This is a genomic window from Actinoallomurus soli (assembly GCF_024055715.1).
Classification (GTDB): domain Bacteria; phylum Actinomycetota; class Actinomycetes; order Streptosporangiales; family Streptosporangiaceae; genus Actinoallomurus; species Actinoallomurus soli.
On record NZ_JAMXMV010000025.1, the window covers coordinates 18,523 to 42,893 of the forward strand.

General features: G+C 71.8%; 22 protein-coding genes. 7 read left to right on the top strand and 15 right to left on the bottom strand.

Annotation, left to right across the window (positions count from 1 at the left end):
* Window positions 1–89: 89 nt before the first annotated feature.
* The 5 genes from NDW01_RS36640 (at window position 90) to NDW01_RS36660 (ending at window position 4,846) form a co-directional block, all read left to right on the top strand.
* The gene (locus tag NDW01_RS36640) at window positions 90–1,415 is read left to right on the top strand and encodes a zinc-dependent metalloprotease (RefSeq protein WP_252828948.1); all 1,326 of its coding nucleotides are present in this window, start codon (window positions 90–92) and stop codon (window positions 1,413–1,415) included.
* A 52-nt stretch (window positions 1,416–1,467) separates the two neighbouring features.
* Window positions 1,468–2,010 carry an NUDIX hydrolase gene (locus NDW01_RS36645; RefSeq protein WP_252828949.1) on the top strand — a complete coding sequence of 181 codons (543 nt, stop codon included), beginning with the start codon at window positions 1,468–1,470 and terminating at the stop codon, window positions 2,008–2,010.
* Between the two features lie 155 nt (window positions 2,011–2,165).
* Window positions 2,166–2,411 carry a hypothetical protein gene (locus tag NDW01_RS36650; protein ID WP_252828950.1) on the top strand — a complete coding sequence of 82 codons (246 nt, stop codon included), beginning with the start codon at window positions 2,166–2,168 and terminating at the stop codon, window positions 2,409–2,411.
* Between the two features lie 118 nt (window positions 2,412–2,529).
* Entirely contained in the window at window positions 2,530–4,038 is a 1,509-nt protein-coding gene (locus NDW01_RS36655; protein ID WP_252828951.1) for a P-loop ATPase, Sll1717 family, read from the top strand.
* Between the two features lie 7 nt (window positions 4,039–4,045).
* Window positions 4,046–4,846: an endonuclease/exonuclease/phosphatase family protein gene (locus tag NDW01_RS36660; protein WP_252828952.1), complete on the top strand. Its 801-nt coding sequence runs from the start codon at window positions 4,046–4,048 to the stop codon at window positions 4,844–4,846.
* A 339-nt stretch (window positions 4,847–5,185) separates the two neighbouring features.
* Here NDW01_RS36660 and NDW01_RS36665 read toward each other — a convergent pair whose 3' ends face one another.
* Window positions 5,186–6,355: an FAD-dependent monooxygenase gene (locus NDW01_RS36665; RefSeq protein WP_252828953.1), complete on the bottom strand. Its 1,170-nt coding sequence runs from the start codon at window positions 6,353–6,355 to the stop codon at window positions 5,186–5,188.
* Between the two features lie 257 nt (window positions 6,356–6,612).
* On the opposite strand from NDW01_RS36665, the gene NDW01_RS36670 reads away from it, so the two are divergent.
* On the top strand, window positions 6,613–9,336 hold the full coding sequence (locus NDW01_RS36670) for a SpoIIE family protein phosphatase (protein ID WP_252828954.1): 2,724 nt from the start codon (window positions 6,613–6,615) through the stop codon (window positions 9,334–9,336).
* A gap of 29 nt (window positions 9,337–9,365) precedes the next feature.
* On the opposite strand, the gene NDW01_RS36675 is transcribed toward NDW01_RS36670, so the two are convergent.
* From NDW01_RS36675 to NDW01_RS36730, 12 genes are all read right to left on the bottom strand, one after another.
* Window positions 9,366–10,418, bottom strand: a complete 1,053-nt coding sequence (locus NDW01_RS36675) for an NAD(P)H-dependent amine dehydrogenase family protein (RefSeq protein ID WP_252828955.1) — start codon at window positions 10,416–10,418, stop codon at window positions 9,366–9,368.
* 17 nt (window positions 10,419–10,435) lie between these two features.
* Window positions 10,436–11,215: an SDR family oxidoreductase gene (locus tag NDW01_RS36680; protein ID WP_252828956.1), complete on the bottom strand. Its 780-nt coding sequence runs from the start codon at window positions 11,213–11,215 to the stop codon at window positions 10,436–10,438.
* Window positions 11,216–11,285: 70 nt separating this feature from the next.
* Window positions 11,286–12,620 carry a mannitol dehydrogenase family protein gene (locus tag NDW01_RS36685; RefSeq protein WP_252828957.1) on the bottom strand — a complete coding sequence of 445 codons (1,335 nt, stop codon included), beginning with the start codon at window positions 12,618–12,620 and terminating at the stop codon, window positions 11,286–11,288.
* Window positions 12,621–12,643: 23 nt separating this feature from the next.
* Window positions 12,644–13,792, bottom strand: coding sequence for a UxaA family hydrolase (locus NDW01_RS36690; protein WP_252828958.1), 1,149 nt, complete (start codon window positions 13,790–13,792; stop codon window positions 12,644–12,646).
* 4 nt (window positions 13,793–13,796) lie between these two features.
* The gene (locus NDW01_RS36695) at window positions 13,797–14,537 is read right to left on the bottom strand and encodes a 5-deoxy-glucuronate isomerase (protein ID WP_252828959.1); all 741 of its coding nucleotides are present in this window, start codon (window positions 14,535–14,537) and stop codon (window positions 13,797–13,799) included.
* On the bottom strand, window positions 14,534–15,391 hold the full coding sequence (locus tag NDW01_RS36700; RefSeq protein ID WP_252828960.1) for an ABC transporter permease: 858 nt from the start codon (window positions 15,389–15,391) through the stop codon (window positions 14,534–14,536). The genes NDW01_RS36695 and NDW01_RS36700 overlap by 4 nt, the downstream gene beginning before the upstream one ends.
* Window positions 15,392–15,399: 8 nt before the next feature.
* The gene (locus NDW01_RS36705) at window positions 15,400–16,329 is read right to left on the bottom strand and encodes an ABC transporter permease (protein ID WP_252828961.1); all 930 of its coding nucleotides are present in this window, start codon (window positions 16,327–16,329) and stop codon (window positions 15,400–15,402) included.
* Window positions 16,330–17,418 carry an ABC transporter ATP-binding protein gene (locus NDW01_RS36710; RefSeq protein ID WP_252828962.1) on the bottom strand — a complete coding sequence of 363 codons (1,089 nt, stop codon included), beginning with the start codon at window positions 17,416–17,418 and terminating at the stop codon, window positions 16,330–16,332.
* The gene (locus NDW01_RS36715; RefSeq protein WP_252828963.1) at window positions 17,415–18,614 is read right to left on the bottom strand and encodes an extracellular solute-binding protein; all 1,200 of its coding nucleotides are present in this window, start codon (window positions 18,612–18,614) and stop codon (window positions 17,415–17,417) included. Before NDW01_RS36715 ends, NDW01_RS36710 begins: the two co-directional genes overlap by 4 nt.
* An 18-nt stretch (window positions 18,615–18,632) precedes the next feature.
* Entirely contained in the window at window positions 18,633–19,622 is a 990-nt protein-coding gene (locus tag NDW01_RS36720; protein WP_252828964.1) for a LacI family DNA-binding transcriptional regulator, read from the bottom strand.
* A 168-nt stretch (window positions 19,623–19,790) separates the two neighbouring features.
* Window positions 19,791–20,381 carry a glycosyltransferase family protein gene (locus tag NDW01_RS36725; RefSeq protein WP_252828965.1) on the bottom strand — a complete coding sequence of 197 codons (591 nt, stop codon included), beginning with the start codon at window positions 20,379–20,381 and terminating at the stop codon, window positions 19,791–19,793.
* Window positions 20,378–21,016 carry a M48 metallopeptidase family protein gene (locus NDW01_RS36730; protein ID WP_252828966.1) on the bottom strand — a complete coding sequence of 213 codons (639 nt, stop codon included), beginning with the start codon at window positions 21,014–21,016 and terminating at the stop codon, window positions 20,378–20,380. The genes NDW01_RS36725 and NDW01_RS36730 overlap by 4 nt, the downstream gene beginning before the upstream one ends.
* A 379-nt stretch (window positions 21,017–21,395) precedes the next feature.
* Here NDW01_RS36730 and NDW01_RS36735 point away from each other — a divergent pair, with 379 nt between their 5' ends.
* Entirely contained in the window at window positions 21,396–22,775 is a 1,380-nt protein-coding gene (locus NDW01_RS36735; RefSeq protein ID WP_252828967.1) for an ABC1 kinase family protein, read from the top strand.
* 657 nt (window positions 22,776–23,432) lie between these two features.
* Here NDW01_RS36735 and NDW01_RS36740 read toward each other — a convergent pair.
* Entirely contained in the window at window positions 23,433–23,591 is a 159-nt protein-coding gene (locus NDW01_RS36740; RefSeq protein WP_252828968.1) for a hypothetical protein, read from the bottom strand.
* Between the two features lie 44 nt (window positions 23,592–23,635).
* A complete protein-coding gene (locus NDW01_RS36745; protein WP_252786737.1) occupies window positions 23,636–23,908 on the bottom strand; it encodes a WhiB family transcriptional regulator in 273 nt (90 codons plus the stop codon).
* Between the last annotated feature and the right edge of the window lie 463 nt (window positions 23,909–24,371).

Consider the following 24,371-nt stretch of genomic DNA (forward strand, 5'->3'; position numbering starts at 1 on the left):
GTCGAGTGAGTCCTCCTAACGCACGCCCCCGGCCGTCGACCGGCTAACGTGAAGGTTGTGACCTATTCATCCTGCCTGAGGTCGAGCCTGTGAGCGACATCCCCTTCGGGTTCAACCGCCCGGACGAGCCCGGCGACGAGAACAAGCCCGGAAACCAGGGCCCCTTCGGCCCGGGCGGCATGCAGGATTTCGCCGCCATGCTGCACCAGTTCGCCGACATGCTGGCCGGCCAGTCCGCGAGCACCGGCCCGCTGAACTGGGACCTGGCCAAGGACGTCGCCCGGCACACCGTGGTCGAGCGCGGCGACCCCTCCGTGGTCGACGCCGAGCGCCGCGCGGTCGTCGAGGCGCTGCGGCTGGCCGACCTGTGGCTGGACGAGGCGACGACGCTTCCCTCGGGGATCCGCACCCCGCAGGCGTGGAGCCGGTCGGAATGGATCGAGAACACCCTGCCGGTCTGGTCCAAGGTGTGCGACCCGATCGCCGCACGGATGGTCGACTCCATGGGCGAGGCCATGCCCGAGGAGATGAAGGCCGTCGCCGGCCCGCTCGTCGGCATGATGCGGCAGATGTCGGGCGCCATGGTCGGTGGGCAGGCCGGGCAGGCGCTGGGCACGCTGGCGCTCGAGGTCGTCGGCTCCGCCGACGTCGGGCTGCCGCTGGCCCCCGAGGGCGTCGGCGCGCTGCTGCCCGCCGGGGTCGCCGCGTTCGGCGAGGGGCTGGAGGTCGGCGCCGACGAGGTGCGCGTCTACCTGGCGCTGCGCGAGGCCGCTCACCAGCGGCTGTTCGGGCACGTCCCCTGGCTGCGCGCCCACCTGCTCGGCGCGGTCGAGGACTACGCGCGCGGCATCACCGTGGACCTGTCCAAGATCGAAGAGGCCATCGCCGGAGCGGACCTGACCAACCCGGAGGCCCTGCAGCAGGCCCTCGGCGGCGAGCTGGCGCTCACCCCGGAGGAGACGCCGCAGCAGAAGGCCGCGCTGGCCCGGCTGGAGACCGCACTGGCCCTGGTCGAGGGCTGGGTCGGCACCGTCGTCGCGGCCGCCGCCGACGGCCGGCTGCCGTCCGCCGGCAAGCTCGGCGAGGCGGTGCGCCGCCGGCGCGCCACCGGTGGCCCCGCCGAGCGCACCTTCGCCACGCTGGTCGGCCTCGAACTGCGGCCCCGGCGGCTGCGGGAGGCCGCCGACCTGTGGGCCGCCCTGGGCGAGGCACGCGGCAACGAGGGACGCGACGCGGTCTGGGCGCACCCGGACCTCATGCCCACCGCCGAGGACCTGGACGCCCCCGAGGCGTTCGTCGAGGGCAAGGGCGCCGACCTGGACATCTCCCAGTTCACCGAGCCGCAGGACGAGTCCGGCCGTGACGAGCCCGGCGACGGCGAATCCGGCGACGACGGCTCCGGGCCCCGCGACTGACCCCCATTCACAGATCAGACGGCGCCGGCCCGGCCGCGCCCGTGAGGTGACCATGACGCTGCACGCCGACGCCGTACGGACGCTGTCGGACTGGACGGCGCCCGACGTGGAGCAGGATCTGCTGCGCCGCGACTTCCTCGCGCACCTGTCGGCGCACGAGAACGCCATGTGGCGCGAGTGCGTGCCCGGCCACCTGACGGCCAGCGCCGTCGTCCTCGACTCCGCCGGGGAGCGGGTGCTGCTCACTCTGCATCCGAAGGCCGGCATGTGGCTGCAGCTGGGCGGTCACTGCGAACCGCACGACGCCACGCTCGCGGGCGCGGCGCTGCGCGAGGCGACCGAGGAGTCCGGCATCGACGGCCTGCGCCTGCTGCCCGGCCCGCTCCACCTCGACCGGCACCGCGTCTGGTGCCACGGCGGGTCGTACCACCTGGACGTCCAGTACGTCGTCGTCGCTCCGGCCGGCGCCCGGGAGCGGCTCAGCGAGGAGTCCGACGACCTGCGCTGGTTCCCCCTCGACGGCCTGCCCGAACAGACCGACGAGGTCGTGCGCCGCCTGGTCGCCCGCGCCCGCCCGCTGCAGCCCGGTTCCTGAGCCCGCCGTCCGCACGGACGGCACGCGTCCCCGTACGAACGGCCGCGCGCGCCCCCCCGTACGGGCCCCGGCCGAGCAGGAGTCCAGCGGCTCTCGACCCTCCGGAGAGGACGTCACGCGACGATCCGGTGCGGGATCGCGACCGGAGGGCCCGCATGCGAGAAGACGACGTCCAGGGATCGACGCTGCGGAGACTGCTGCGCTCCTTCCAGCACTGCCTGATCTACATGGGGGCCGGCACCTGGTCGTGTCCCGAGATCTACGACGCCCTGTGGTCGAACGAGGCCCAGCGCCAGGGACGGCTCCCCGAGCAGGTCACCGCCTACGAGCATCTGCCGAGTTACGAGCGCCGCCTCCTCATGCGGCTCGACGACGAGTTCAGGCGCGAGAACGAGAGGTAGGCCGTCGCGGCGAGGCGAGGCGGTCACGCGAAGGGCACGGGATCGCACCGGACGGCGGCGCGGCGCCGTCCGCTCGTGCGAAGATCGTCACAGATCTCCCACGGGCGGTGGTGGAGTCATGGCGCGGTTGATCCTGTCCTCCAAGATCCTCGACGGTCTCGATTTCGGCGCGCCGTCCGCCGAGCGCGACATCGGGCGCGGCCTGGAGAAGTGCTTCGTCGAGTCGGCCACCTACAACCGCGTCCACTCGGGTGCCAAGACGGTGCTCCTCGGCAACCGCGGCTCCGGCAAGAGCGCCATCTTCCAGGTGCTCGCCAAGCGTGAGCGCACCGCGGGGAACCGCGTGATCGAGCTGTCCCCCGAGGACTACTCGTACGAGCTGCTCAGCTCGACGATGGCCGCCGAGAACGCCGGGTCCTGGGCGAAGCACGGGGCGTACGCCGCCGCCTGGAAGTACCTGCTCTACGTCCTGGTCATGAAAGAGGTCGCCCGGAAGGGCATGCGGCTGGCGAAGGGCGCGGGCGCCGAGATCAACGGGTACATCCGCAACAACCACGCCAACGTCCAGATGGGCCGGCTCTCCGTCCTCGTCTCGTACCTCAAGCGGCTGGAGAACATCAAGCTCGGCCCGATCGAGGCGGGCGCGAAGACCCGGGAGCTCGACCGGCTCTACAAGCTGGAGGAGATCCACTCCCTGCTGCCCGCTCTCCGGAAGGTCCTCGACCGGCAGCGCGTCACGATCGTCGTGGACGAGCTCGACCGGGGCTGGGACTCCTCCGAGGACGCCAAGGCGTTCGTCGCCGGGCTGTTCCAGGCCTGCGTGTCCGTCAACGCGCTGCACCCCAACCTGTCGGTGTACGTCTCGCTGCGGCGGGAGCTGTACGACGACATCCCCGCGCTGTACGAGGACGCGCAGAAGTACCGGGACCTGCTGGAGACGATCCGGTGGAGCGAGGACTCCCTCCTCGAACTCATCGCCAAGCGCATCCGGTACTCCGCGCGCGAGATGGGCTACGACGCCCAGGTCCTCGACCGCGCCGACGACCTGACCTGCTGGAACGCCGTGTTCGCCCCGGTTCCCGGCGAGCCCGCGGACGGCTCCTTCCGGTACGTCGTCGACCGTACGCTGTACCGCCCGCGCGAGATCATCGAGTTCTGCACGACGGTGCTGGAGGTCGCCCGGGACCGTACGCCCGCGCTTCCCCTGCCCTTCGAGGCGATCCGGTTGGCCGAGCGGGGCTACTCGGAGGAGCGGACCAAGGACATCGCCGCCGAGTACCGCTTCCAGTACCCCGGCCTGCTCGGCGTCTTCGAGGTGTTCCGCGGCCGGGACCACACGTTCGGCCGGGAGGACCTGCAGTTGCTCTGCCTGGAGCTGATCCTCGGCGACGTGCCGGCGCACGGCACGTCATCGTGGCTGCCCGCCCGCGACCCGGACGGGCTCATCGAGATCCTCTGGCAGACGGGCTTCCTCACCGCCCGGCCCGTCGGGGACGTGGCCCCGGCGGGCGACGGCCCGGGGGCGTTCATCGGCGTGCACCAGGTGCAGCATCTGAACCTCGCGGCGGTGCAGCGCTTCCAGGTGCACCCGATGTTCCGCGCCTACCTCGGGATGCGCACCGGATAGGAGGACGATGGACGACATCGCGCAGCCGTACGGACCGTTGATCGAGACCACCATGCGGGTGATCACGTGGAACGTCTGGGGGCGGTTCGGCCCCTGGGAGCAGCGCGAGGGAGCGATCCGCGCGACCCTCGACCGGCACGACGCGGACGTCGTCGCGCTGGTCGAGGCGTGGGGCGGCCAGGAGCGGCGTTTCGGGATGCCGCACCACGTCTTCGCCGGAGACGTGGTCAGCAACGGCGCGACCTCCGGGATCGCGGTGCTGTCACGCTGGCCGATCACCCGGCACGAATGGGTGCGGCTGTCCGGTGGGGGAGACACCGGCGGCGACGTGCTGTGCACCGAGCTCGACGGTCCGCGCGGGCCGGTGCAGGTCTTCCTGGCCGCCCTCGCCTGGCGGCTGGAGCACAGCGCGGAGCGTCAGAAGCAGGTACGGGAGATCGCCGCCTGCATCGCCGAGCGGCAGAGCCGGCGGCACCCGACGATCCTGTGCGGCGACTTCAACGCCGACCCCGACAGCGACGAGATCCGGATGCTGACCGGCAAGACCGAGCCGGCAGCGCGCGACCTGGTGTTCTACGACGCCTGGGCGACGGCCGGGACGGGCGGCCCGGGACACACCTGGGCGAACACGAACTCCTGGGCGGCGCCGATGCTGTGGCCGGACCGCCGGATCGACCACGTCCTCTCCGCCTGGCCCCGCCGCGGCGGCGCCGGCCACCCCGTGCACTGCGAGGTCATCGGTACCGACCCGATCGACGGGATCCTGCCGTCGGACCACTACGGCGTCCTCGCCGACCTCCGCTACTGAGCCCCTGAGGCCGAGGGGTCACGAGTGGGCGGCCCCACGGCCCGCGACGGCGGCTCGGCCCTGCGACCCGAGATCACCGGCGATCGCCGCCGCATGGACGGCAGCGGACACCAGTGATCAGCTCTGTGGGAATCTCATCTACGGCCTTCCGGAGACGTGATGAACCGGCCGGTGCGCTTGTCGATCACGCAGCGTGCGACATGCCTCGGCGGTGCCGCAGGTCTCATAACCGAGCGAGCCCGGTACGCGCGCGATGGGACGGTGGGTTTTCAGTACGCCGGTCAGAGCCACGCCTTCGGCCAGCACGAAAGCGTAACGGTGAACGCGCTGGTCATGGGCTCAGGTCGGGAGGTGGGAGTTCCAGTCGAGCAGGCGCGGCAGGTCCTCGCCGGCACGGTTCGGGGAGGGGCGTGCGGTCGCTCCGCCGTCGGCGGATCCGGCGGGTGACGGTCTGGCGGCGGTCATGCGCGCGCTGGCGGCGATGTTCTCGTCCGTTCGCGGCCGTCGCAGCCCGTCGTACGCCGTCAGCGCCGCATCCAGGGTGTCCGCGTCGCGCAGCGCCTTGGCCAGGACGACCGCGTCCTCCATCGCCATCGAGGCGCCCTGGCCCGTCGCGGGGGACGCGGCGTGGGCGGCGTCGCCGATGATCAGCATCCTGCGGGTGTGCCAGCGGGGGACTGCCGGGAGGTCGTGCGCGTTGGTCGCCATGAGCCGGTCCCCGGTCGCCGCGACGATGTCCCCGGCCGGGGTGGCGTCGGGGCGGAGCAGCGGAAGCAGCTCCGCCTTCCATCGCGCGGCCGTCCCCGCCGCGAGCTCCTCGGCGGACAGCTCATCGTCCGTGACCCGGGCGAACCAGTAGGTCGTCCCGTCCGGCGACACGGCGTAGCCGAACGCGGCCGCGCTCCCTCGTACCATCGCGAACGTCCCCGGCCGCTCCGGGGCCGGTGCCTCGTCGGCGTACCCGTAGAAGACGCGCTGACCGGCGTAGCGGCGCGGGGCGGCGGCCGGATCGATCAGTCTCCGCACGGTGGAGTTGAGCCCGTCCGCGCCGATCAGCAGGTCGCAGCGGGCGGTGTCGCCGTCTTCGAACCGGGCCGTGACGCCGGTGGCGTCCTCGGCCGCGGCGATCAGCCGCTTCCCGTGCCGGATCCGGATCCCCCGGCGCAGCGCCTCCGCCCGCAGGGCCGCGCAGAGCTCCGCGCGGAGCAGGCAGCGGTACCGGGTCAGCGGGTCGCCGTGTTCCCCCATCGGCCGGGCGGCGATCTCGGCTCCCGTGGCGTCGGTCAGGCGCAACGTCGTGAGCGGGAACCCCGCCTCGGCGACCGGGCGGGCGGCGTCGAGCTGCGCCAGCGCGAGCATCCCGTTGCTCGCGAGGGTGAGGAACGCGCCGAGGTCCGCGTCGGCGACCGGATGCGCCTCGTACACGGCCACCTGGAGTCCGGCCTTGTTCAGGGCCAGCGCCGCCGTCAGGCCGCCGACGCCCCCGCCGGCGATCAGAACCGATGTCATCCCCGTGTCTCCGTCCCCACCCGGCTGCTCCCCGGACCGAACCGTCAGTGACCCCTGTCATCCTTTGCGCCGCCGGGCGATCGAGCAACCTGAAGGACCATTCGCTCCATCCCGTCCTCCGCCGCCATCCGTCGGGGTGCTCCCCTGGCCGGTGGACCGGCTGGTCCGGGAACTCACCGTGGTGTTATGAAGGGTGCATGGGCGTATTGCCCCTGCGGACGCGGGGGGCGTTCGCTGGGCGCCCGCCTGATCGCCGGTTGTCCTTGCTCAGCCTGCGCAGTGTCGCCGGGCAGGTCTTCCTTCTGCAGGTCGTGACCGTGGTCCTGCTGGTGGCGACCGCGGTGACCGTACAAGTGGTCGAGTCGGCGTACGCGGCCCTGCGGCAGGGGCGCCGGGCGTCGGTCGTCGCGGCTCAGACCTTCGCGAACGCCCCCGGGGTCGCGCAGGCGCTGCGCGGCACGAACCCGACCGCGGTGCTGCAGCCGCGCGCCGAAGCGGCCCGCAAGGGGGCGGGCGTGGACTTCATCGTCGTCATGAACACCCACGGGATCCGTTACACGTACCCCTACCCGACAGAGATCGGCAGAAGGTTCGTCGGCAACATCCGACCGGCGCTGCACGGCCACGTCACCGTCGAGCAGGCGAGCGGGCCGCCCGTGCCGGCGGGCAGGGGAACGTACGTCCAGGCCGTGGTCCCCGTGCTCGACGAGCACGGTGCGGTGGCGGGTCTGGTGTCCGCCGGGATGACGGTCAGGGGCGTGACGAGACGGTGGCTCTCGCATCTTCCGATCATCGTCGGCAGCGGCGCGGTGGCACTGGCCCTGGCCGCGGCCGGGGCGGCGCTGGTGTCCCGGCGGCTGCGGAGGCAGACGCACGGTGTGGGCCCGGCGGAGATGACGCGGATGTACGACCACCATGACGCGGTCCTGCACGCCGTACGGGAGGGAGTGCTGATCACCGACGCGGACGGGCGGTTGGCGCTGGTCAACGATGAGGCGCATCGGTTGCTGGGCCTGCCGGAGAATGCGCAGGGCCGCGATGTGCGGGAGCTGGGGCTGCCGGAGGAGATGACGCGGTTGCTGACCTCCGGCGAGCCGGTGACCGACGAGGTGCTTCAGGCACAGGGCCGCCTGCTGTCGGTGAGCACGCGGTCGGCGTTCCCCGGCGGTGCGGAGGGCGGCAGCGTGGTGACGCTGCGGGACACCACGGAACTGGCGGCGGTGTCGGAGCGGGCGGAGGTGACCCGGGAGCGCCTGAAGCTCCTGTACGAGGCGGGCGTGCGGATCGGGACGACGCTGAATGTGGCCGGTGAGGCGCAGGAACTCGCCGAAGTCGGCGCGGCGGGATTCGCCGATCTCGTCATGGTGGATCTGATCGATGCGGTGTTGCGGGGAGAGGAGCCGCCTGCGGGACGATCGCCGCGGTTGCGGCGGGTCGCGATCGCCGGTGCGCGGCGGATCTCGCCCATGTGGCAGGTGGGCGAGAGGGCGTGGTTCTCACCGGCCGCGCCGCAGAACCGCGCGTTGGAGCAGGGGCACGGGGTGTTGCAGGCGGACCTTCGGCAGGCCCGGGGGTGGCGGGAAGAGTCCCCGGAGCGCGCCGACGAGGCGCTTGGACAGGGGCTGCGCTCGCTGGTGGCCGTGCCGTTGCAGGCGCGGGGTGTCCCGCTGGGCGTGGCCAGCTTCTACCGTGTGCGGGAGACCTCGCCGTTCGACAATGAGGATCTGTTGCTGGCCGAGGAGCTCACCACGCGGGCGGCGGTGGCCATCGACAACGCCCGGCGCTTCACGCACGAACACGCCATGGCGGTCACGCTCCAGCGCAGCCTGCTGCCGCGCCGGCAGCCGGAACAGGAGGCGCTCCAGGTGGCCTGGCGCTACCTGCCCGCGGAGGCGGGGGTCGGCGGGGACTGGTTCGATCTCATCCCCTTGCCGGGGGCCCGGGTGGCGCTGGTGATCGGCGATGTCGTCGGTCACGGGATGCACGCGGCGGTGACGATGGGGCGGCTGCGCACCGCGGCGCACAATTTCGCGACGCTGGACCTCCCGGTGGAGGACGTCTTGTGGCACCTGGACCAACTGGTCGCCTGCATCGGCGACGAGGCGACCGGGTCCCACCCCGAAGGACCCGGCGGTGACGGAGTGATCGGAGCCACGTGCCTGTACGGGGTCTATGACCCGGTCGCGGGCACCTGCACGATCGCCAGTGCCGGGCATCCCGGCCCCGCGGTCGTCGGCCCGGACGCGACGGTCACCTATCCCGACGTGCCGGCCTCGCCGCCGCTCGGACTCGGCGGCTACCCTTTCGAGGCCACCGAGTTGCGCCTGCCGGAGGCCGCCCGCCTGGTGCTGTACACCGACGGGCTCATCACGGACCGCACCCGCGACATCGACGCCGGGCTCGAGGATCTGCGCCGCACGCTACGGCACACCGACGGATGCACCCCCGAGGAGACCTGTCAGGCGGTGATCGACGCGATCGCCCCCGCCCATCGCACCGACGACATCGCCCTGCTCGTCGCCCGGACCCGGCTGTTCCCGCGCTCACACGTCGCCGAGTGGGACGTCCCGGCCGACGCCGCCGCGGTCCCCTCCATCCGGGCACGCTGCGCGGAGAAGACCCGGGAATGGGGGCTGGAGCGCGTCACCTTCACCACCGAGCTCATCGTCAGCGAGCTCGTCACGAACGCGATCCGGTACACGGCACCGCCGATCACGCTGCGGCTGCTCTACGGACGCTGCCTGACCTGCGAGGTCTCCGACGCCAGCAGCACCGCGCCGCGACTGCGGCGCGCCGCCACCACCGACGAAGGCGGCCGCGGCCTGTTCCTCGTCGCGCAGCTCTCCGAGCGCTGGGGAACCCGCTACACCGCCGATGGCAAGATCATCTGGGCCGATCAGGACCTCGGCCACGAGTCCGCCGCCGAGGAGGGCGCCCTGGCCGACGTCCTGCTCCGGCAGTTCGACGCCCCCATGCTCTGATACGCCCGTCCGACCGCGTTCGGTCGTCGTCAGACGACCAGCCCCCGGCCGGTGATCAGGGGAAGGTCGAGGGCGGTCAGCAGGCCCGGAGCGGCCTGGACGACGGCCGGGACGGCGTTCACCAGGCGCATCGCCGTGGCCTTCAGGCCGGCCGTGTTGTGGTCACCGTCGGTGCCGAGAAGCTGCAGGTCGACGGTGTAGTTCGGCTCGCCGCGCACCTCGACGCGGTAGCAGCCCTTGCCCGCCGGCTGCGGCCAGTCGGGGGCGAGGTCGTCACGCAGCCGGGTGACGTGTTCGAGCACGACGACCGGGCGGCCGCCGCGCATGCCGCGCAGTTCGAAGCGCAGCGCGGCGGCGGTGCCCTTCTCGATCCGCCCGGCCTTGACGTCGAACGCCTCCGGGGCGGGCAGGCGGGTGTGCCACTCCTCCACGCCGTCCAGTTCGACGTCGAGTCCGGCGGCCAGCTGGCGGACGACGCTGCCCCAGGCGAGGGACAGAACGCCCGGCTGCAGCAGCATCGGCACGTCGTCGATCGGGCGGCCGAAGCCCATGATGTCGAACAGCACCGTGCCCTGGTCGTACGTCGCGTAGTTGAGGATCTCCAGGCAGCGGACCTCGGTGATGCGCTCGCTGATGCTCGTGACGGTCAGCGGCAGCCAGTCGTTGGCGAAGCCGGGATCGACGCCGTTCACCCAGATGGAGACGCCGCCGTCGAGGGCGGCCCGCCGGATCGGCGAGCCCATCGCCTCGTCGGGGAACTGCAGGAAGACGGGGCTGGACGAGACGACGTTCACGCCCGCGCGCAGGATGCGCTGCAGATCCTCCAGGGCCTCGCCGAGCCGTACGTCGGCCATGGAGGTGTGGACGACGCAGTCGGGCCGCAGTGCGAGGACGGCGTCGGCGTCGTTCGTGGCGGTCACGCCGAGCGGGTCGAGTCCGGCGAGCTCTCCGGCGTCCTTGCCCACCTTGGCGGGGTTGGAGACCCAGACTCCCGCGAGTTCGAGGTCGGGGCGGGCGTTGATGCCGATCAGGGCGTTGCGGCCCACGTTTCCGGTACCCCACAGCACCACGCGGTACGTCATCCGGCCAACTCCTTCTTCTACAGGTCGGGCAGGCCGAGGTCCAGGGTCGGCTGGTCGGTGCCGCCGTCGACCTCGAGGACGCGGCCGGTGACGAACATTCCCGCGGGCGAGGCGAGATAGACCACGGTCGCGGCGATGTCCTCGGGGTCGCCGATCCGGCGGAGCGGGGTGTTGTCCTCCACGGCCGTCCGCAGCTCGTCGTTGCCGGTCACGATCTCCAGGGCGGACGTGGCGACCGCGCCGGCGGCGATCGCGTTGACGCGGATGCGCGGCGCGAGGTCGCGCGCCGCGAGCCGGGTGTAGTGGGCCAGCGCCGCCTTGGCCGTGCCGTACGCGAGGAAGCCACGGCCGGTGATGCGGCCCATGACCGAGGAGATGTTGACGACCGCGCCGCGGGTCATGTGCGGTACGGCCGCGCGGGTCAGGGCGTGCGCGATGCCGACGTTGAAGTGGAACGCCTCGGCCAGGAACTCGTCCGTCGTGTCGAGGAACGCCCGCGGGAACGTGCCGCCGACGTTGTTGACCACCACGTCGATCCGGCCGAACGCCTCGACCGCCGTCGCGGCCAGGCCGGCGGCCGCCGTCAGGTCGGTCAGGTCGGCGGGCACGACGACCGCCCGTCGCCCGGCGTCCTCGATCTCACGCGCGACCGTACGGAGCTGGTCCTCGCTGCGGGCGGAGATGAGCACGTCGGCGCCCGCCTGGGCGAGGGCGACCGCGGTCGCGGCCCCGATCCCGCGCCCGGCGCCGGTCACGATCGCGGCCCGGTCGGTCAGTCGGAAACGATCGAGGATCATGAAGCGAGCGTAAACAGAAACTAGAACCTGTTTCAATAGGGAACTCGCCGTACGGCGGTGGTCCGGCGGATCAGTACGGGGAACCGCCGGAGGTCAGCTCGGTCAGGTGCTCCACGAGCAGGTCGCGGAGGACGCGGGACTCCCGGAGGTCCGTCCCGAACACCTCGGTGACCGCCAGGAGCGCGTCGACGACCTCGTCCGGCCGGCCCGCGCCGGACACGGTCGCGCGCAGGTGGTCGGCGAGCGGGTCGTCGAGTTCGTCCGCGGTCCGGACGTGCCGCATCCACGCCGCGACGGCCAGCGCCGCCCAGCGGGGCTCGGCGCCGGCCGCGAGGCGGTCGCGTACGACGCCGAGCAGCCGTTGCGGGAGCTTCTGCGAGCCGTCCATCGCGATCTGCGCGGTGCGGTGCCTCAGCGCCGGGTTCGCGAACCGGGTCAGCAGCGACGCCTTGTACTCCTCCAGGTCGAACCCGTCCGGCACGGCGAGGGTCGGGGTGGCGTCCTCGTCCATGTAGCGGCGCACGACCTCGCCCAGTACGTCCACCGCCTCGGAGACGTACGCGAACCGCGAGCCGAGGTAGGCCAGCATCGAGTGGGAGCCGTTGAGCAGCCGGAGCTTCATCAGCTCGTACGGGGCGACGTCGCCGGTGAGGATCGCGCCGGCCTCGTCCCAGGCGGGACGTCCCGCGGCGAAGGAGTCCTCGATCACCCACTGGGTGAACGGCTCGGTCACGACGACGCCGTGGTCACGGACGCCGAGCAGGCGTTCGGCCTCGTCCAGGTCGGCCGCCGTGGTCGCGGGCACGATCCGGTCCACCATCGTCGAGGGGAACGCCGTGTCACAGGTGATCTTCACGCCCGCCCGCTCGGCGTACTCCTCGACCAGGCCGCGCAGCGTCGCGCCGTTGGAGGACAGGTTGTCGCAGCACAGGACCGTCACGGGGGCCTCACGCCGGGACAGGCCCCGGACGAGCCGGCCGATCACCGTACGCGGCTCGCGGCCGGCGAGGTCCTGGCGGATCTCCGGGTCGTCGATCCGCAGCCGCCCGGTCGCGGGGTCGTGCCGGTAGCCCTTCTCCGTCACGGTCAGCGAGACGATCCGCACGGCCGGATCGGCGATGCGGTCGACGGTCGCGTCGCCGGTGAGCACCTCCCGTACGGCGCCGATGATCCTCGCCGACGCGCCCTCGGGGCCGCGTTCGAGCGCGCTGTACAGCCCGTCCTGCGGGGCCAACTGGTCGACGACGGTCGCGCTGCGCTGGGTGATCCCGCAGATCCCCCAGCCGTCGCCGGCGTCCTCGGTGTAGACCGCCTGGTGCGCCCGGTGGAACGCTCCGATGCCCAGGTGCACGATCCCCACCGACGACGGCACCCGCCGCGGCCGGGTCGTCAGTGACAGCCGCAAGGCGTCCTCCCGTTGTTCGGTACTCACATCACGGCCCCGATCTGCCAGGGCGCGAAGTCGTCGTAGCCGGAGCCGAGCTCCTCACCCGCCGTCCGGCGGCCCGAGGCGACCTCCAGGATCAGCCGGAACAGCCGCTCCCCCGTCACCGACGCGTCGGACAGGTCGAGGTCCAGGTCCTCGGGCATCGCCCGGTAGGCCGCGCCGGTCGCCGCGAGGTTCAGGCCGGGCGCGGGACGGCAGCCGTCGGCGGGCCCGCCTCCCGTCGTGAAGCACATGACGGTCGCGCCGCCCGCCACCTGCCCGGTGGCGGAGACCTCGGCCCGCCCCGGCGTGTCCATGAAGACGAGCCCGCGCTCGGCGACGGGCTCGGCGTACTCGTGCACCGCGGTCAGCGGCGACGTGCCGCCTCTGGCCGCCGCCCGCTCCGGCGCGTCCGGGGCGGGCGCGGCGTACCTCTCCCACCACCGGAACCGCTCGGCCAGCCGCCCGGCGACCTCCGGGGAGACGGCACGGCGCGCGAGGAGCCGCTCGGCGCCGTACAGCTGCGGCGTCCCGGCCAGGATCGCGGTGCCGCCGTGCCGTACGAGCAGGTCGGCGGCCGCGCCGAGCGTGGCGTTCCCGGGCCCGCCCGTGCCGGTGTCGGCCAGCCCGACGACGAGTTCCGACGCCGGGACGGGGACCCGAGCGACGCGATCCGCCTCGGGCAGCAGGTCGCGGATCAGCTCGACGCCGTGGCGTACGGTCGCCGCCGTGCCGCCCATCCCCTGGATCGTCATCGTCGGCGTGCCCGCCGGCAGGTCGAACCCGGTGAGCTGCGCCACCTCACAGCCGAGGCCGACCACGAGCAGGGCGGCGAAGTTCGGATGCCGGGCGTAGCCGTTCAGGGTGCGCCGCAGGAGCCGGATGCCGTCGCCGTCGGCGGCCATCCCGCACCCGGTGTCGTGCGTGAGCGCGACGACGCCGTCCACGTTCGGGAACTCCTCCGCGAGGGCCGCCGACCGGCTCGCGATCATCTTCGCGACCGTCGCGGAGCAGTTCACCGACGTGAGGACGCCGATGTGGTTGCGGGTGCCGACCCGCCCGTCCGGGCGGACGATGCCCTGGAAGAACGCGGGTTCCCCCGGTCCGGCACCGGCCCGCGCCGTCGTCGCGTTCTCACGCCGCACCTTCATCCCGTCAGCCGTTCTGCACCCAGGCGTGCTCGGGGTCCAGGTACGGGATCATCTGCCGGCCCTGACCCGCCATGACCCACAGGTAGCAGAGCCGATAGCCCGGCGCGGCGACGACCGGGTGGTAGCCGGCCGGGATCGCCGCCACGTCACCGTCGCGGACGGTGAAGCACTCCTCGCCCTCGCCGTCGTACCGGATCTGCACCCCGAAGCCGTTCTCCGGCTCCAGCTTGAACAGGTAGACCTCCTCGAGCTTGACCTCGCGCGGCGGCTCGTGGGTGTCGTGCTTGTGCGGCGGGTAACTCGACCAGTTCCCCGGCGGGTTGATCGTCTCGCCGAGCAGCAGCCGGCCGGCGTTGTCGCCGGGGCCGAGGATCGTCCGGACCGTACGGGACCAGTTGCCCTCGCCGCGCTCGGCGATCTCCTGATCGTCCGGGCCGATGATCCGCGCCTGGCCGGGCGTGCCGTCGCCGAGCGGCGCGGTCGCGATGACGATCTGCGCCGGCCCGCCCGTCGCGCGGAACGTCAGCCGGTGTCCCGGCGGGGCGTACACCGTGTGACCGGGCCCGTCGAACACACCGCCGCGGCCGCCGGCCGTGCCCAGCCCGTCGACGTCGACGACGCCCGAGAGGACGACCGCGGCGACCTCCTCGTCGCGCGTCAGCTCCAGGGTCTCGCCCTCGGCCAGGTCGGCCAGGTCGAGGCCGATCAGCTCGGTGTCCTTGCCCGGGGTCAGCAGGGTCTTCAATCTCTCTCCTTGATCTGGGTGACCAGCTGGGTGGGGTTGACGAAACGCAGTGCCGCGACGAGCAGCACCAGCATGGACAGGGTGTAGATGACCGCCATCGCGTCGGTCTCCTGCTGCGCGCGGATGCCCGCGGCCGAGACCGAGTAGTACAGCGCGACGACGAGGGTCTGGCTGTCCGCCCCCGCGGTGAGGAACGTCAGCTCGAACATCCCCACCGTACGCACGAGCACGAGGATCGCGGCGGCCAGCATGCCGGGGATCAGCAGCGGGCCGAGGATCCGCGTGAAGATGACCCGGGTCCTGGCGCCGCACATGCGGGCCGCCGCCTCGATCTTCGGGTCGATCTGCTCGATGAACGGCGTCATGACGAGGATGACGAACGGCACCGCAGGCACGAGGTTGGCCAGGATCACGCCGCTGAGCCTCCCGGCCAGGTGGAACTTGTACAGCACGGTCGCCAGCGGCACGCCGTACGTGATCGGCGGGATGAGGATCGGCAGCAGGAACGCCACCATCAGCACCCGCTTGCCGGGGAAGTTCCGGCGGGCCAGCGCGTACGCGGCCGGGACGCCGACCAGGACGGAGACGACGACCACGGCGAGCGCGACCTCCAGCGTCACGGTGAGGACCCCGCTGAGGTCGAACTCCTTCCACGTCGCGCCGTACCAGTGGGTGGTCCAGCCCTTCGGCAGCCAGCCGCCGAACCACTTGCGGCCGAAGGAGTTCACGACGACCGCGCCGACCACGCCGAGCAGGATCAGCAGGAAGAAGACCACGGATCCCCAGACGATCCACGCCCCGGGTCGGAGCGCGACTCGTCGTGGTGCCTTCTCCTCCGCGGGAGGCGCTTCCATGATGGCGGTCAACCTTTGCCTCCCGTGGCTCCCTTGTAGAGGCGGGCGCGCCAGCCGAGGACGAGGCCGATCACGATCAGCTCGACGGCACCCATGATCATCGCGATGGCCGAGGCCATGGAGTAGTCGTACTGCTCGAACGCGGCATGGAAGGCGGCGATCGAGATCACCCGGGTCTGCCGCGCGGGCTCACCGACCATGATCGCCGAGGGGAACACCGAGAACGCCAGCACGAACGACAGGCAGAACGTGATGGCCAGGCCCGGCGCCAGCAGCGGCAGCGTGATGTGCCGGAACCGCTGCCACCAGCCCGCCCCGAGCGTCGCGGCCGCCCGCTCCAGCGTCGGGTCGATCCCGGTCAGGTACGACAGGGTCAGCAGGAAGGCGAACGGGAACCCGGTGATGACCAGCGAGAAGACGACGCCCCAGTAGTTGTGCGTCAGGCGCACCGGGTGGTCGACGATCCCGAGGTCCAGCAGGATCCGGTTGAGCCAGCCCGTGGGCCCCATGAAGGCCAGCAGGCCCTCGGCGGTGAGCACCGTGCCCAGCGTGATCGGCACGACGAGGATGGTGGTGACGGCCCGCTTGCCGCGGAACCGCCCGCGCATCCGGTACGCGATCGGCACCGAGGCCAGCACGTTGAACAGCGCGGCCGGCAGGCCGATCTTCAGCGTCGTCCAGATCGTGTTCCGCAGGTACGGGTCGGAGAAGAACAGCCGGTAGTCCGCGAACGGCCCGGTGCCGTACTTGTTCGCCGCGTCCGAGCCGGCCTGTGGCTGGAAGGACAGCTGCAGGCCGTACACGAACGGGTAGATGAACAGCGCGACGACGAAGACCACCGCGGGCAGCAGGAGCAGCAGCGTACGGTCGACGCCGCGCTCGGCGAGCCGGTGCCGCAGCGAGATCCGCGGCCGCGCGACGGCCGGTGCCGCCGCCACTCAGGCCACCTCCTCGGGCGCGGCCGGGCTCTCCGCGGCGAACACCAGCACCCGCTCCGGCGGCACCGACACCGTCACGCGGTCGCCGGGCGCCAGCCGCGCGTCGGCGCGCAGGTGCAGGTCGACGCCGTCGTCGGTACGGGCCTGGATCGCCTGTTCGCGGCCCTGGTACTCCACGACCTCGACGGTGACCTCGGTGGCGTTCGGGCCGTCGCCGACGGTGAAGTCCTCGGGCCGGATCGCCGCGACCGCCCGCGCGCCGAGGTCGTCGCGCCGGACGCCGGTGAGCCCGCCGCCGAGCCCGTCGAGCACGACCGTCTTCTCGTTGACCTGGGAGACGGGCAGTCCGAGCTCGTTGCGGTAGCCCATGAAGCCGGCGACGAACCGGTTGGCCGGCTCGGTGTAGACCTCCTCCGGCGAGCCGATCTGCTGCACTCTGCCCTGGCGGAGCAGGACGAGACGGTCGGCGAGGGAGAGCGCCTCCTCCTGGTCATGGGTGACGTAGATGGTGGTCAGCCCGAGCGTCTGGTGGATGCGCTTGATCTCGGTGCGCATCTCCAGCCGCAGTTTGGCGTCGAGGTTCGACAGCGGCTCGTCCATCAGGACGAGCGGGGGTTCGAGGACGATCGCGCGGGCGATCGCGACGCGCTGCTGCTGGCCGCCGGACAGCTGGCCGGGGAACTTGTCCGTGTGCTCCTCCAGCTGGACGAGCCTGATCGCCTCGTCCACCCGGCGCCGCGCGTCGGCCTTGGGAACCTTGGCCATGCGCAGGCCGAAGCCGATGTTCGAGCGCACGGACATGTGCGGGAACAGCGCGTAGTTCTGGAAGACCATGCCGAAGCCGCGCTGCTCGGGCTGCAGGCCGTCGATCCTGCGGTCGTCCAGCGTGATCGTGCCGCCGGTCAGCGGCAACAGCCCGGCCAGGCAGTTCAGCGCGGTCGACTTCCCGCAGCCCGACGGGCCGAGCAGGGCGACGAACTCCCCGCCGCTGATCGTCAGGTCGAGCCCGTCGAGGGCCCGCACTCCCCCGAACTCACGGCAGACCTTGTCGAGCCGCAGCTCGGAGATCTTGGTCGACGAACGGCTCATTTGTGGACCTTCCCGCCGCCGACGGTCCGGTCCCACTGGTCGAACGCCGTGACCTGCTCCTTGGCGGGCAGCGACGTCTCCTTCGGGAACTGGGCGATCCACTTGTCGTACTCCGGGCGCCCGAACTGCTGGACGACCTGCTGCGACTTGGCCGGCGCCATCGAGAGGGTCACGCCGTTCACCGCCGGGCCCGGGTAGAAGTAGCCGTCGTCGTACGCCTTGGCCTGCTGCTGCGGAGTGAGCATCCACTTGATCAGCTGGAGGTCCGCGGAGAGGACGTCGGCGGAGACGCCGCGCGGGATCGTGGCGTACTGCGCGTCGGTCACCCAGTGCATGCCCTTGAGGTAGGTGACCTTGTCACCGGCCGGCACCTGGCCGAGCGCGCGCGGGTTGATGTCCCAGCCGGTCGTGGTGGCGATCATGTCGACGGACCCGTTGGCCAGGTTGCTCATGGTCTCGGAGGTCTTGGACGGGTAGTAGTCGACGTACTTGCCGAGCTCCGACAGGTAGTTCCAGGTCTTCGACCAGCCCGCCGTCGGGTCCTTGGGGTTCGAGTCGCCGAGGAGGTACGGCAGGCCCATGAGGAACGTACGGCCGGGGCCGGAGTTGGCGGGCCGGGCGTACTGGAACTTCTTCGGGTGCGCCTTCGCCCAGGCGAGCAGCTCGTCCGCCGTCGTCGGCGGGGTGGGGACCGTCTTGGGGTTGTACTCGATGAGCGGCCCGGACGGGTAGTACACGAGCTCGACGCCGTGGCCCTGCGCCAGCTCCTGCATCTTCGCGGCCGGTTCGAGGTAGTTCGCGCTCCCGATGCGGCTGTTGTAGTCGTCGGTCTTGACCCACAGGTTCTGGTCGACGCCCGCGGAGAGGCCGTCGGTGCCGGTGAGGACGAGACCGATCTGCACCTGGCCCGCGCTCTGCTGCGCCTTGATCTTGCCGGGCAGCTCCGGCGCGGTGGCCTTCGTGTAGGTGACCTTCTTGATCACCTTGGGGTGCGTCTTGACGAACTCGTCGATCATGCCCTGGGTGAGCTGCAGGTTGCCCGCGACGTCGATGATGTTCAGGGTCACCGGGTTCTTCGGGTTGTCGGGCACCTTGTCCGGCGTCAGGTCCTTGGCCCCGCCCCCCGAGTTCGGTGAACCGCACGCGCTCACCGCGAGGACGAACGCCGCCGCGAGGCACCAGGTCTTAGCGCGCATCAGGGATCTTCCTTCCGGTCACGATCGGGCGGGGACCGTGGTCGAGGCCCGCACGATCAGCTGACAATCAAGGTCCCGGCGGAGATCCCCCGCGTCGGCGCCGGAGACGGTCAGGAGGTTCACGAGCAGGTCGACGGCCGCGCGACCGGCGCGTTCGTTCTGCATGGCGACGGTGGTCAGCGGCGGAGTGGCCATGCCCGCCATCGGGATGTCGTCGAAGCCGACGACGCTCATCTCCTCGGGCACCGCCACGCCCCGGTCGGCCAGCCGGGACATCACCCCCAGCGCCAGCAGGTCGTTGAAGGCGATGAGCGCGGTGACGCCCTCGGCGATCACCAGGTCGGCGGCGTGCGGCCCACCCTCGAAGCGCGGGGCGAACGGCCCCAGCTCCACGATCTCCATCGCGTACCGGGCGGCCTGGCGCAGGCCGCGCCGTCGCTCCCGGTTGGACCACGACGCCTTCGGGCCGTTCAGGTACGCGACCCGGCGGTGCCCGAGCGCGGCGAGATGGTCGATGGCCTGGCGCATTCCGGCCGCCGGCCCCATCAGGACCGCCGGGTTGTCGCGCACCTGGCGGTTGATGAAGACCAGCGAGGTCGTCCCCACCACCCGGTCGAGCTGGCTCGGGGTCATCCGCGACGAGCAGAGGATGACTCCGTCGACCTGCTTGGCCATGGCCTGGACGAGGGCCATCTCCTCGGCGGGATTCTCGTCGCAGTCCGCGAGGAAGACGGCGTAGTCCGCCTCGCGCGCCCGGGCCTGCACGCCCTTCAGCACGGTGGGGAAGAACGGGTTGGACAGGTCGGGGACGATCACGCCGAAGTTGCCGGTCTTGCCGGTGATCAGTCCCCGGGCGGCGCGGTTCGGGCGGTAGCCGAGCCGTTCCGCGGTCTGGAGCACGTGCTGCCGGGTCTCCTCCTTGACCAGGTCAGGAACGGTGAACGCCCGGGACACGGTCGATACCGAGACTCCCGCCTCTCGGGCGACGTCCTGGATGGTCACCGGCACCGCGACTCCTCAGGGGTCGGTTCGGATGCATGAAACTATGCAAACGTTTGCAGAGAGGGTCAACGTAACGGGCCGGACATAAAGCCCTAACCTGAGCGTTGACCTGGCCGGTGACCGGTCAGTGACCGGTGAGCCGGGCCCCGTCAGTGACCGGTGGGCAATGCCCGGTCAGTGACCCGTGAGCAGTGCCCGGGTGTTGTCCCAGCCCTCCAGGCCGGGGTCGAGGAGAGCGACGTCGGCGGGCGTGCGCAGCCGGTGCCAGCCGGGCGCGGAGCGTACGGCGCCCTGCGTACCGGCGGCCCTGCGCAGCCGGGCGGGCGCGTCGGCGGTGTCCAGGTCGATCCCGGACAGCCAGGCGGGCGCGGGGAGCCGGGCCGCGAGCGCGACCAGCCCGCCGCCGGCCGCCGGGCAGACGGCGACCTGCCCACTGCCGAGGGCGCGGAAGAGCTTGCCGAGGAGCAGGGCCGGCAGGTCCGGCGCGTCCGGCGCGACGACGGCCGCGTGCTCGGCGCCCAGCTCGTGGAGCCCGTGCAGCAGCGCGTCGAGCCCCGCAACCCGGAGCACGGGCGTGCCCGGCCAGGTGACGGCCTCGGCGTCGGGGTCGGGAGCGGGCAGCGCGAGCACCGGGGTGACGAACTCCAGCCCGGCCACCACCTCGTACGTGTCCTCGAGGAGGGCCAACCGGTATTCGTCGGGATCGGTGCCGGGCGGCGCCGCCGTTCCCGTACCGGCCAGGACGGCGGCGAACCGGCGCGTCACCTCGCGGAGTCCCCGTCCAGCAGCGGGTCCGCCTCCAGCGACGGGCTTCCGTCCAGCAGCGGGTCACCGTCCCGGCCCGGCAGGCCGCCGGCACCGGCGGCCCGCTCGCGCGGCTGATCGCCGTCCGTCAGCGGCAGCCCGGCGGTCGCGGCCACGCCCTCGAGATAGCCGCGGGCCCGCTCGGTCCGCGGATAACGGTTGACCAGCTCCCAGAACGGCGGCCCGTGACCGGGGACGATCAGATGGGTGAGCTCGTGCATGAGGACGTAGTCGACGACCCAGCCCGGCATCCCGCGCAACTGCGTGGACAGCCGGATCGTGCCGTCGTCGGGAGTACACGAGCCCCAGCGGCTGCGCTGGTTGGTCACCCAGCGGACACTGGCCGGCGCGGCCCGGCCGCCGAGGTAGCGCCGCGACAGCTCCCGCGCGCGGTCGTATAGCACGTCGTCGCTCGGATGCCTGCGCCGCTCGCGAGCGGCCAGGCGCTCGAGGACCGTGTCGATCCACTCGCGCTCTTCGGCGGCGCTCAGCCCGGCGGGCACCATCACCACCGTCTTGTCGCCGTCTCGGCGGGCGGTGACCGTCCGCCGGCGCCGGGCGCTGCGACGCACCTCTATCTCGCCTGTGGGGGGCACGGTAAGCACCGTACCGAAAACTTCGGTTTCTCCACAGGGGGTGAGTTGCGTTTTCGCTGGTAGAGACGGCCCTATTTCACACGTCCCCAAGACTGTCCACATGCTTTGCGCAGGTTTTCCACAGGGTTCGGGTGCCCCGTGGGGCTCCACGGCCGGGAGTTGCGCGGCGGTCACGGACGACCGGCTTGACGTGAGATAGCACACACCCGTCCGTTTGCGCTGGTCGCGCGGCTAACGCACGATGGAGGGAACGAGCGGCCCCGAAATGCTCCCCCGGCCGGATGTGGAACCCATGGCGCGCCTCGCCGAGAATAAGGTGACGTGCGGAGCGAACCGGCAAACACGGCCGCCTCGCGGATGCGCTGAGAGCAGGTACTCGATGAGCGATCTCCCCCGCCGCGCTGTGACGCGGACCGCCAAGCTGGCCTCCCTCCCCATCGGCTTCGCCGGACGCACCGCCCTCGGTGTCGGGAAGCGCACCTTTGGCAGGCCCGCCGAGCTCGTCGCGACCGAGATTCAGCAGCGCACCGCCGAGCAGCTGTTCAAGGTGCTCGGCGAGCTGAAGGGCGGCGCGATGAAGGTCGGCCAGATGCTGTCGATCTTCGAGGCCGCGCTGCCGCCCGAGGTCGCCGGGCCGTACCGCGCCACGCTGACCAGGCTCCAGGAGGCCGCCCCGCCGCTGCCCGCCGCGACGGTGCACAAGGTGCTGGCCGAGGGCCTGGGCGCGGACTGGCGCGACCACTTCGCCGAGTTCGATGACCGGCCGGCCGCGGCGGCCTCGATCGGCCAGGTCCACAAGGCCGTCTGGCACGACGGCCGCACCGTGGCCGTCAAGGTCCAGTACCCGGGCGCGGGCAAGGCGCTGCTCAGCGACTTCAACCAGATGGCCCGCCTGAGCAAGCTGTTCGCGGTCCTCGCGCCGGGCCTGGACGTCAAGACGATGCTGGCCGAGCTGAGGCGGCGCATCGCCGAGGAGCTCGACTACACGATCGAGGCCGAGTCGCAGGCGACCTTCGCCGAGGCGTACGCCGACGACCCCGACTTCGTCATCCCCGACGTCGTCGCCCAGTCCGGGCACGTCCTCGTGACCGAGTGGATCGACGGCACCCCGCTGTCCGCGATCATCAGCGACGGCACGCAGGAGGAGCGGGACCACGCGGGGCTGCTCTACTGCCGGTTCCTGTTCTCCGGTCCCGCGCGCTGCGGGCTGCTGCACGCCGACCCGCACCCCGGGAACTTCCGGCTGCTCGACGACGGCCGGCTCGGCGTCATCGACTTCGGCGCCGTCGACCGGCTGCCCGGCGGCTTCCACCGGCGCATCGGCGTCCTCATGCGGATCGGCGCGATGGGCGACGTCGACCAGATCATGAAGGCGCTGCGCGAGGAGGACTTCATCCGCGAGGGCGTGGAGGTCGACCCCGACTCGCTGTACGCCTTCATCGGCCCGATCGCCGAGCCGCTCGTCGAGGAGACCTTCAAGTTCAGCCGGGAGTGGCTGCGCCAAGAGGCCGCCCGGGTCACCGACCTGCGCCCGACCAACGTCGTACGGCAGCTCAACCTGCCACCGTCGTACGTGCTGATCCACCGCGTGGTGGCCGCAGGCACCGGCGTGCTGTGCCAGCTCGAGGCCGAGGGCCGGTTCCGCGACGAGGCGCTGACCTGGGTGCCCGGCTTCGCCGACGACGACCCGGAGTTCGACGACTACGACGGCCTCGCCGAGGACGAGGTGCCCGGCGACGACGAGGAGATCGCGAGCTGACCGCGCTCCTACCAGTACACGGGGTCCAGCCGGCCTTCGATGGACCGGATGTTCTCCCGGCTGCAACGGTCGCACAAGTGGACCGTTCCCCGATCGGTGATCTCGGTCATCCAGCCCAGCGGCGCCTCGGCGGTGACTCCACACGACGAACAGCTGACCATCCCCGCGCCCCCTCCATCCGACTCCCCCACAGCATCCCTGATCCCCGGGACGCGCGGAAGCCGAACGCGCCGTCCGAGAGCCACGCCACACGATCCCCTCGAGTATGAGGAGCAGCGGCGGGCCGCGGCCGGTGACCCGGCCCCGCGTCTTCCCGAGCGTCGTTGCGCGCGACCCGTTCGGCACGCCTGGGCCGGCCTCGTCTTCGGTCCCGCGGCGGGGCGGTTGATCAGCGGTGGCCTGGCCGCGGGCGCCCAGACCCGCGACGGCGAACGCGACCTGGAGGCACTGATGCGGAACCTGGCCGGGTAGAGCCCATCGGAACGCTGACAGGCCGGTGAGGTGAGAACCCTGCGTGGATGACGAGACGCTCGGCCGGAAACCCCGCCGAGCGTCTCCCCGAGCTCCCGGCCGAAGCCGGTCGCTCATCGTGTCGCGACTCGAATCCGCCGTCGTGCCGGGGCCCGTCCCCCTCGGGAGGCACGCCGGCGGTTCGCGTCAGCGCGTGGTCAGCAGGCGCCGGAGGCGGATCGCCGTCACCTCGGCGTCGCGCCGGGCCCGTCGCAGAGCGCGGACCTGGGCGGCGTCGCGGCGCGTGGCCACCCGCTCGGCGTCCCGTATTCGTTCCTGGGACAGTTCAATGCTGAGCAAGCTCATCTCTCGCTCTTTCTCCATGTCGATGTGAAGTTCCGGGCGGTGCGTCATGCCGCCACCACGGCGGCGTCCTTGCGGGGGCGACCCCGCGGCCGCTTCCGGGGAACGACGACGCCCCGTACGAACAGCTCCCCGCCCCAGACGCCCCAGGGCTCCCGGCGCTCCTTGGCCCCGGCGAGGCAGGAGCGCCGGACCGGGCACTCGGCGCACAGCGCCTTGGCCAGCTCGACGTCCTGCGGCGACTCGGCGAAGAAAAGCTCAGGCTCGGTCCGGCAGGGAAGATCCAGGTTCTCGCTGATCGCGGTCAGCGCGAGTCCCACGGTCTCCACCCCTTTCTTGATGTGGTCTCGTTGGCTCGGACGGTCTGGCCAAACAAAAAGGCCGCGGTTCCCGGGTCGGGATCCGCGGCCTGGAGGCCTGCTCGGAGCTATTGCTCCGGTGGTCTCCAGGGGTACGGACCCACTCCGGCGCGCTTCTCAGCAGCGCCCTTGACCTGGGCATTCGTCTGGGTAGCCGGGAACATCCCAAGGACATGCCACGTCCGCAGATCCATGCCGCCGGGGCGCACACGTCCGCCTTCGACGGACGCATAGCGGGACTCGAGGCTCGACAGGGACGCGGCGGCAACGGTGGAACCGCTAGCGGACACCATCACCGGACGCGCGCAGGCGGCCGCCCAGGTCGAAGGAATCAGTGTTTTCCTCACCGGACCGCCACCTCCACTCATCCGATCGGGGCTCCGCGATGCGGAGCCGTTCAAGTGCTCGCGAGAAGCGTACGATC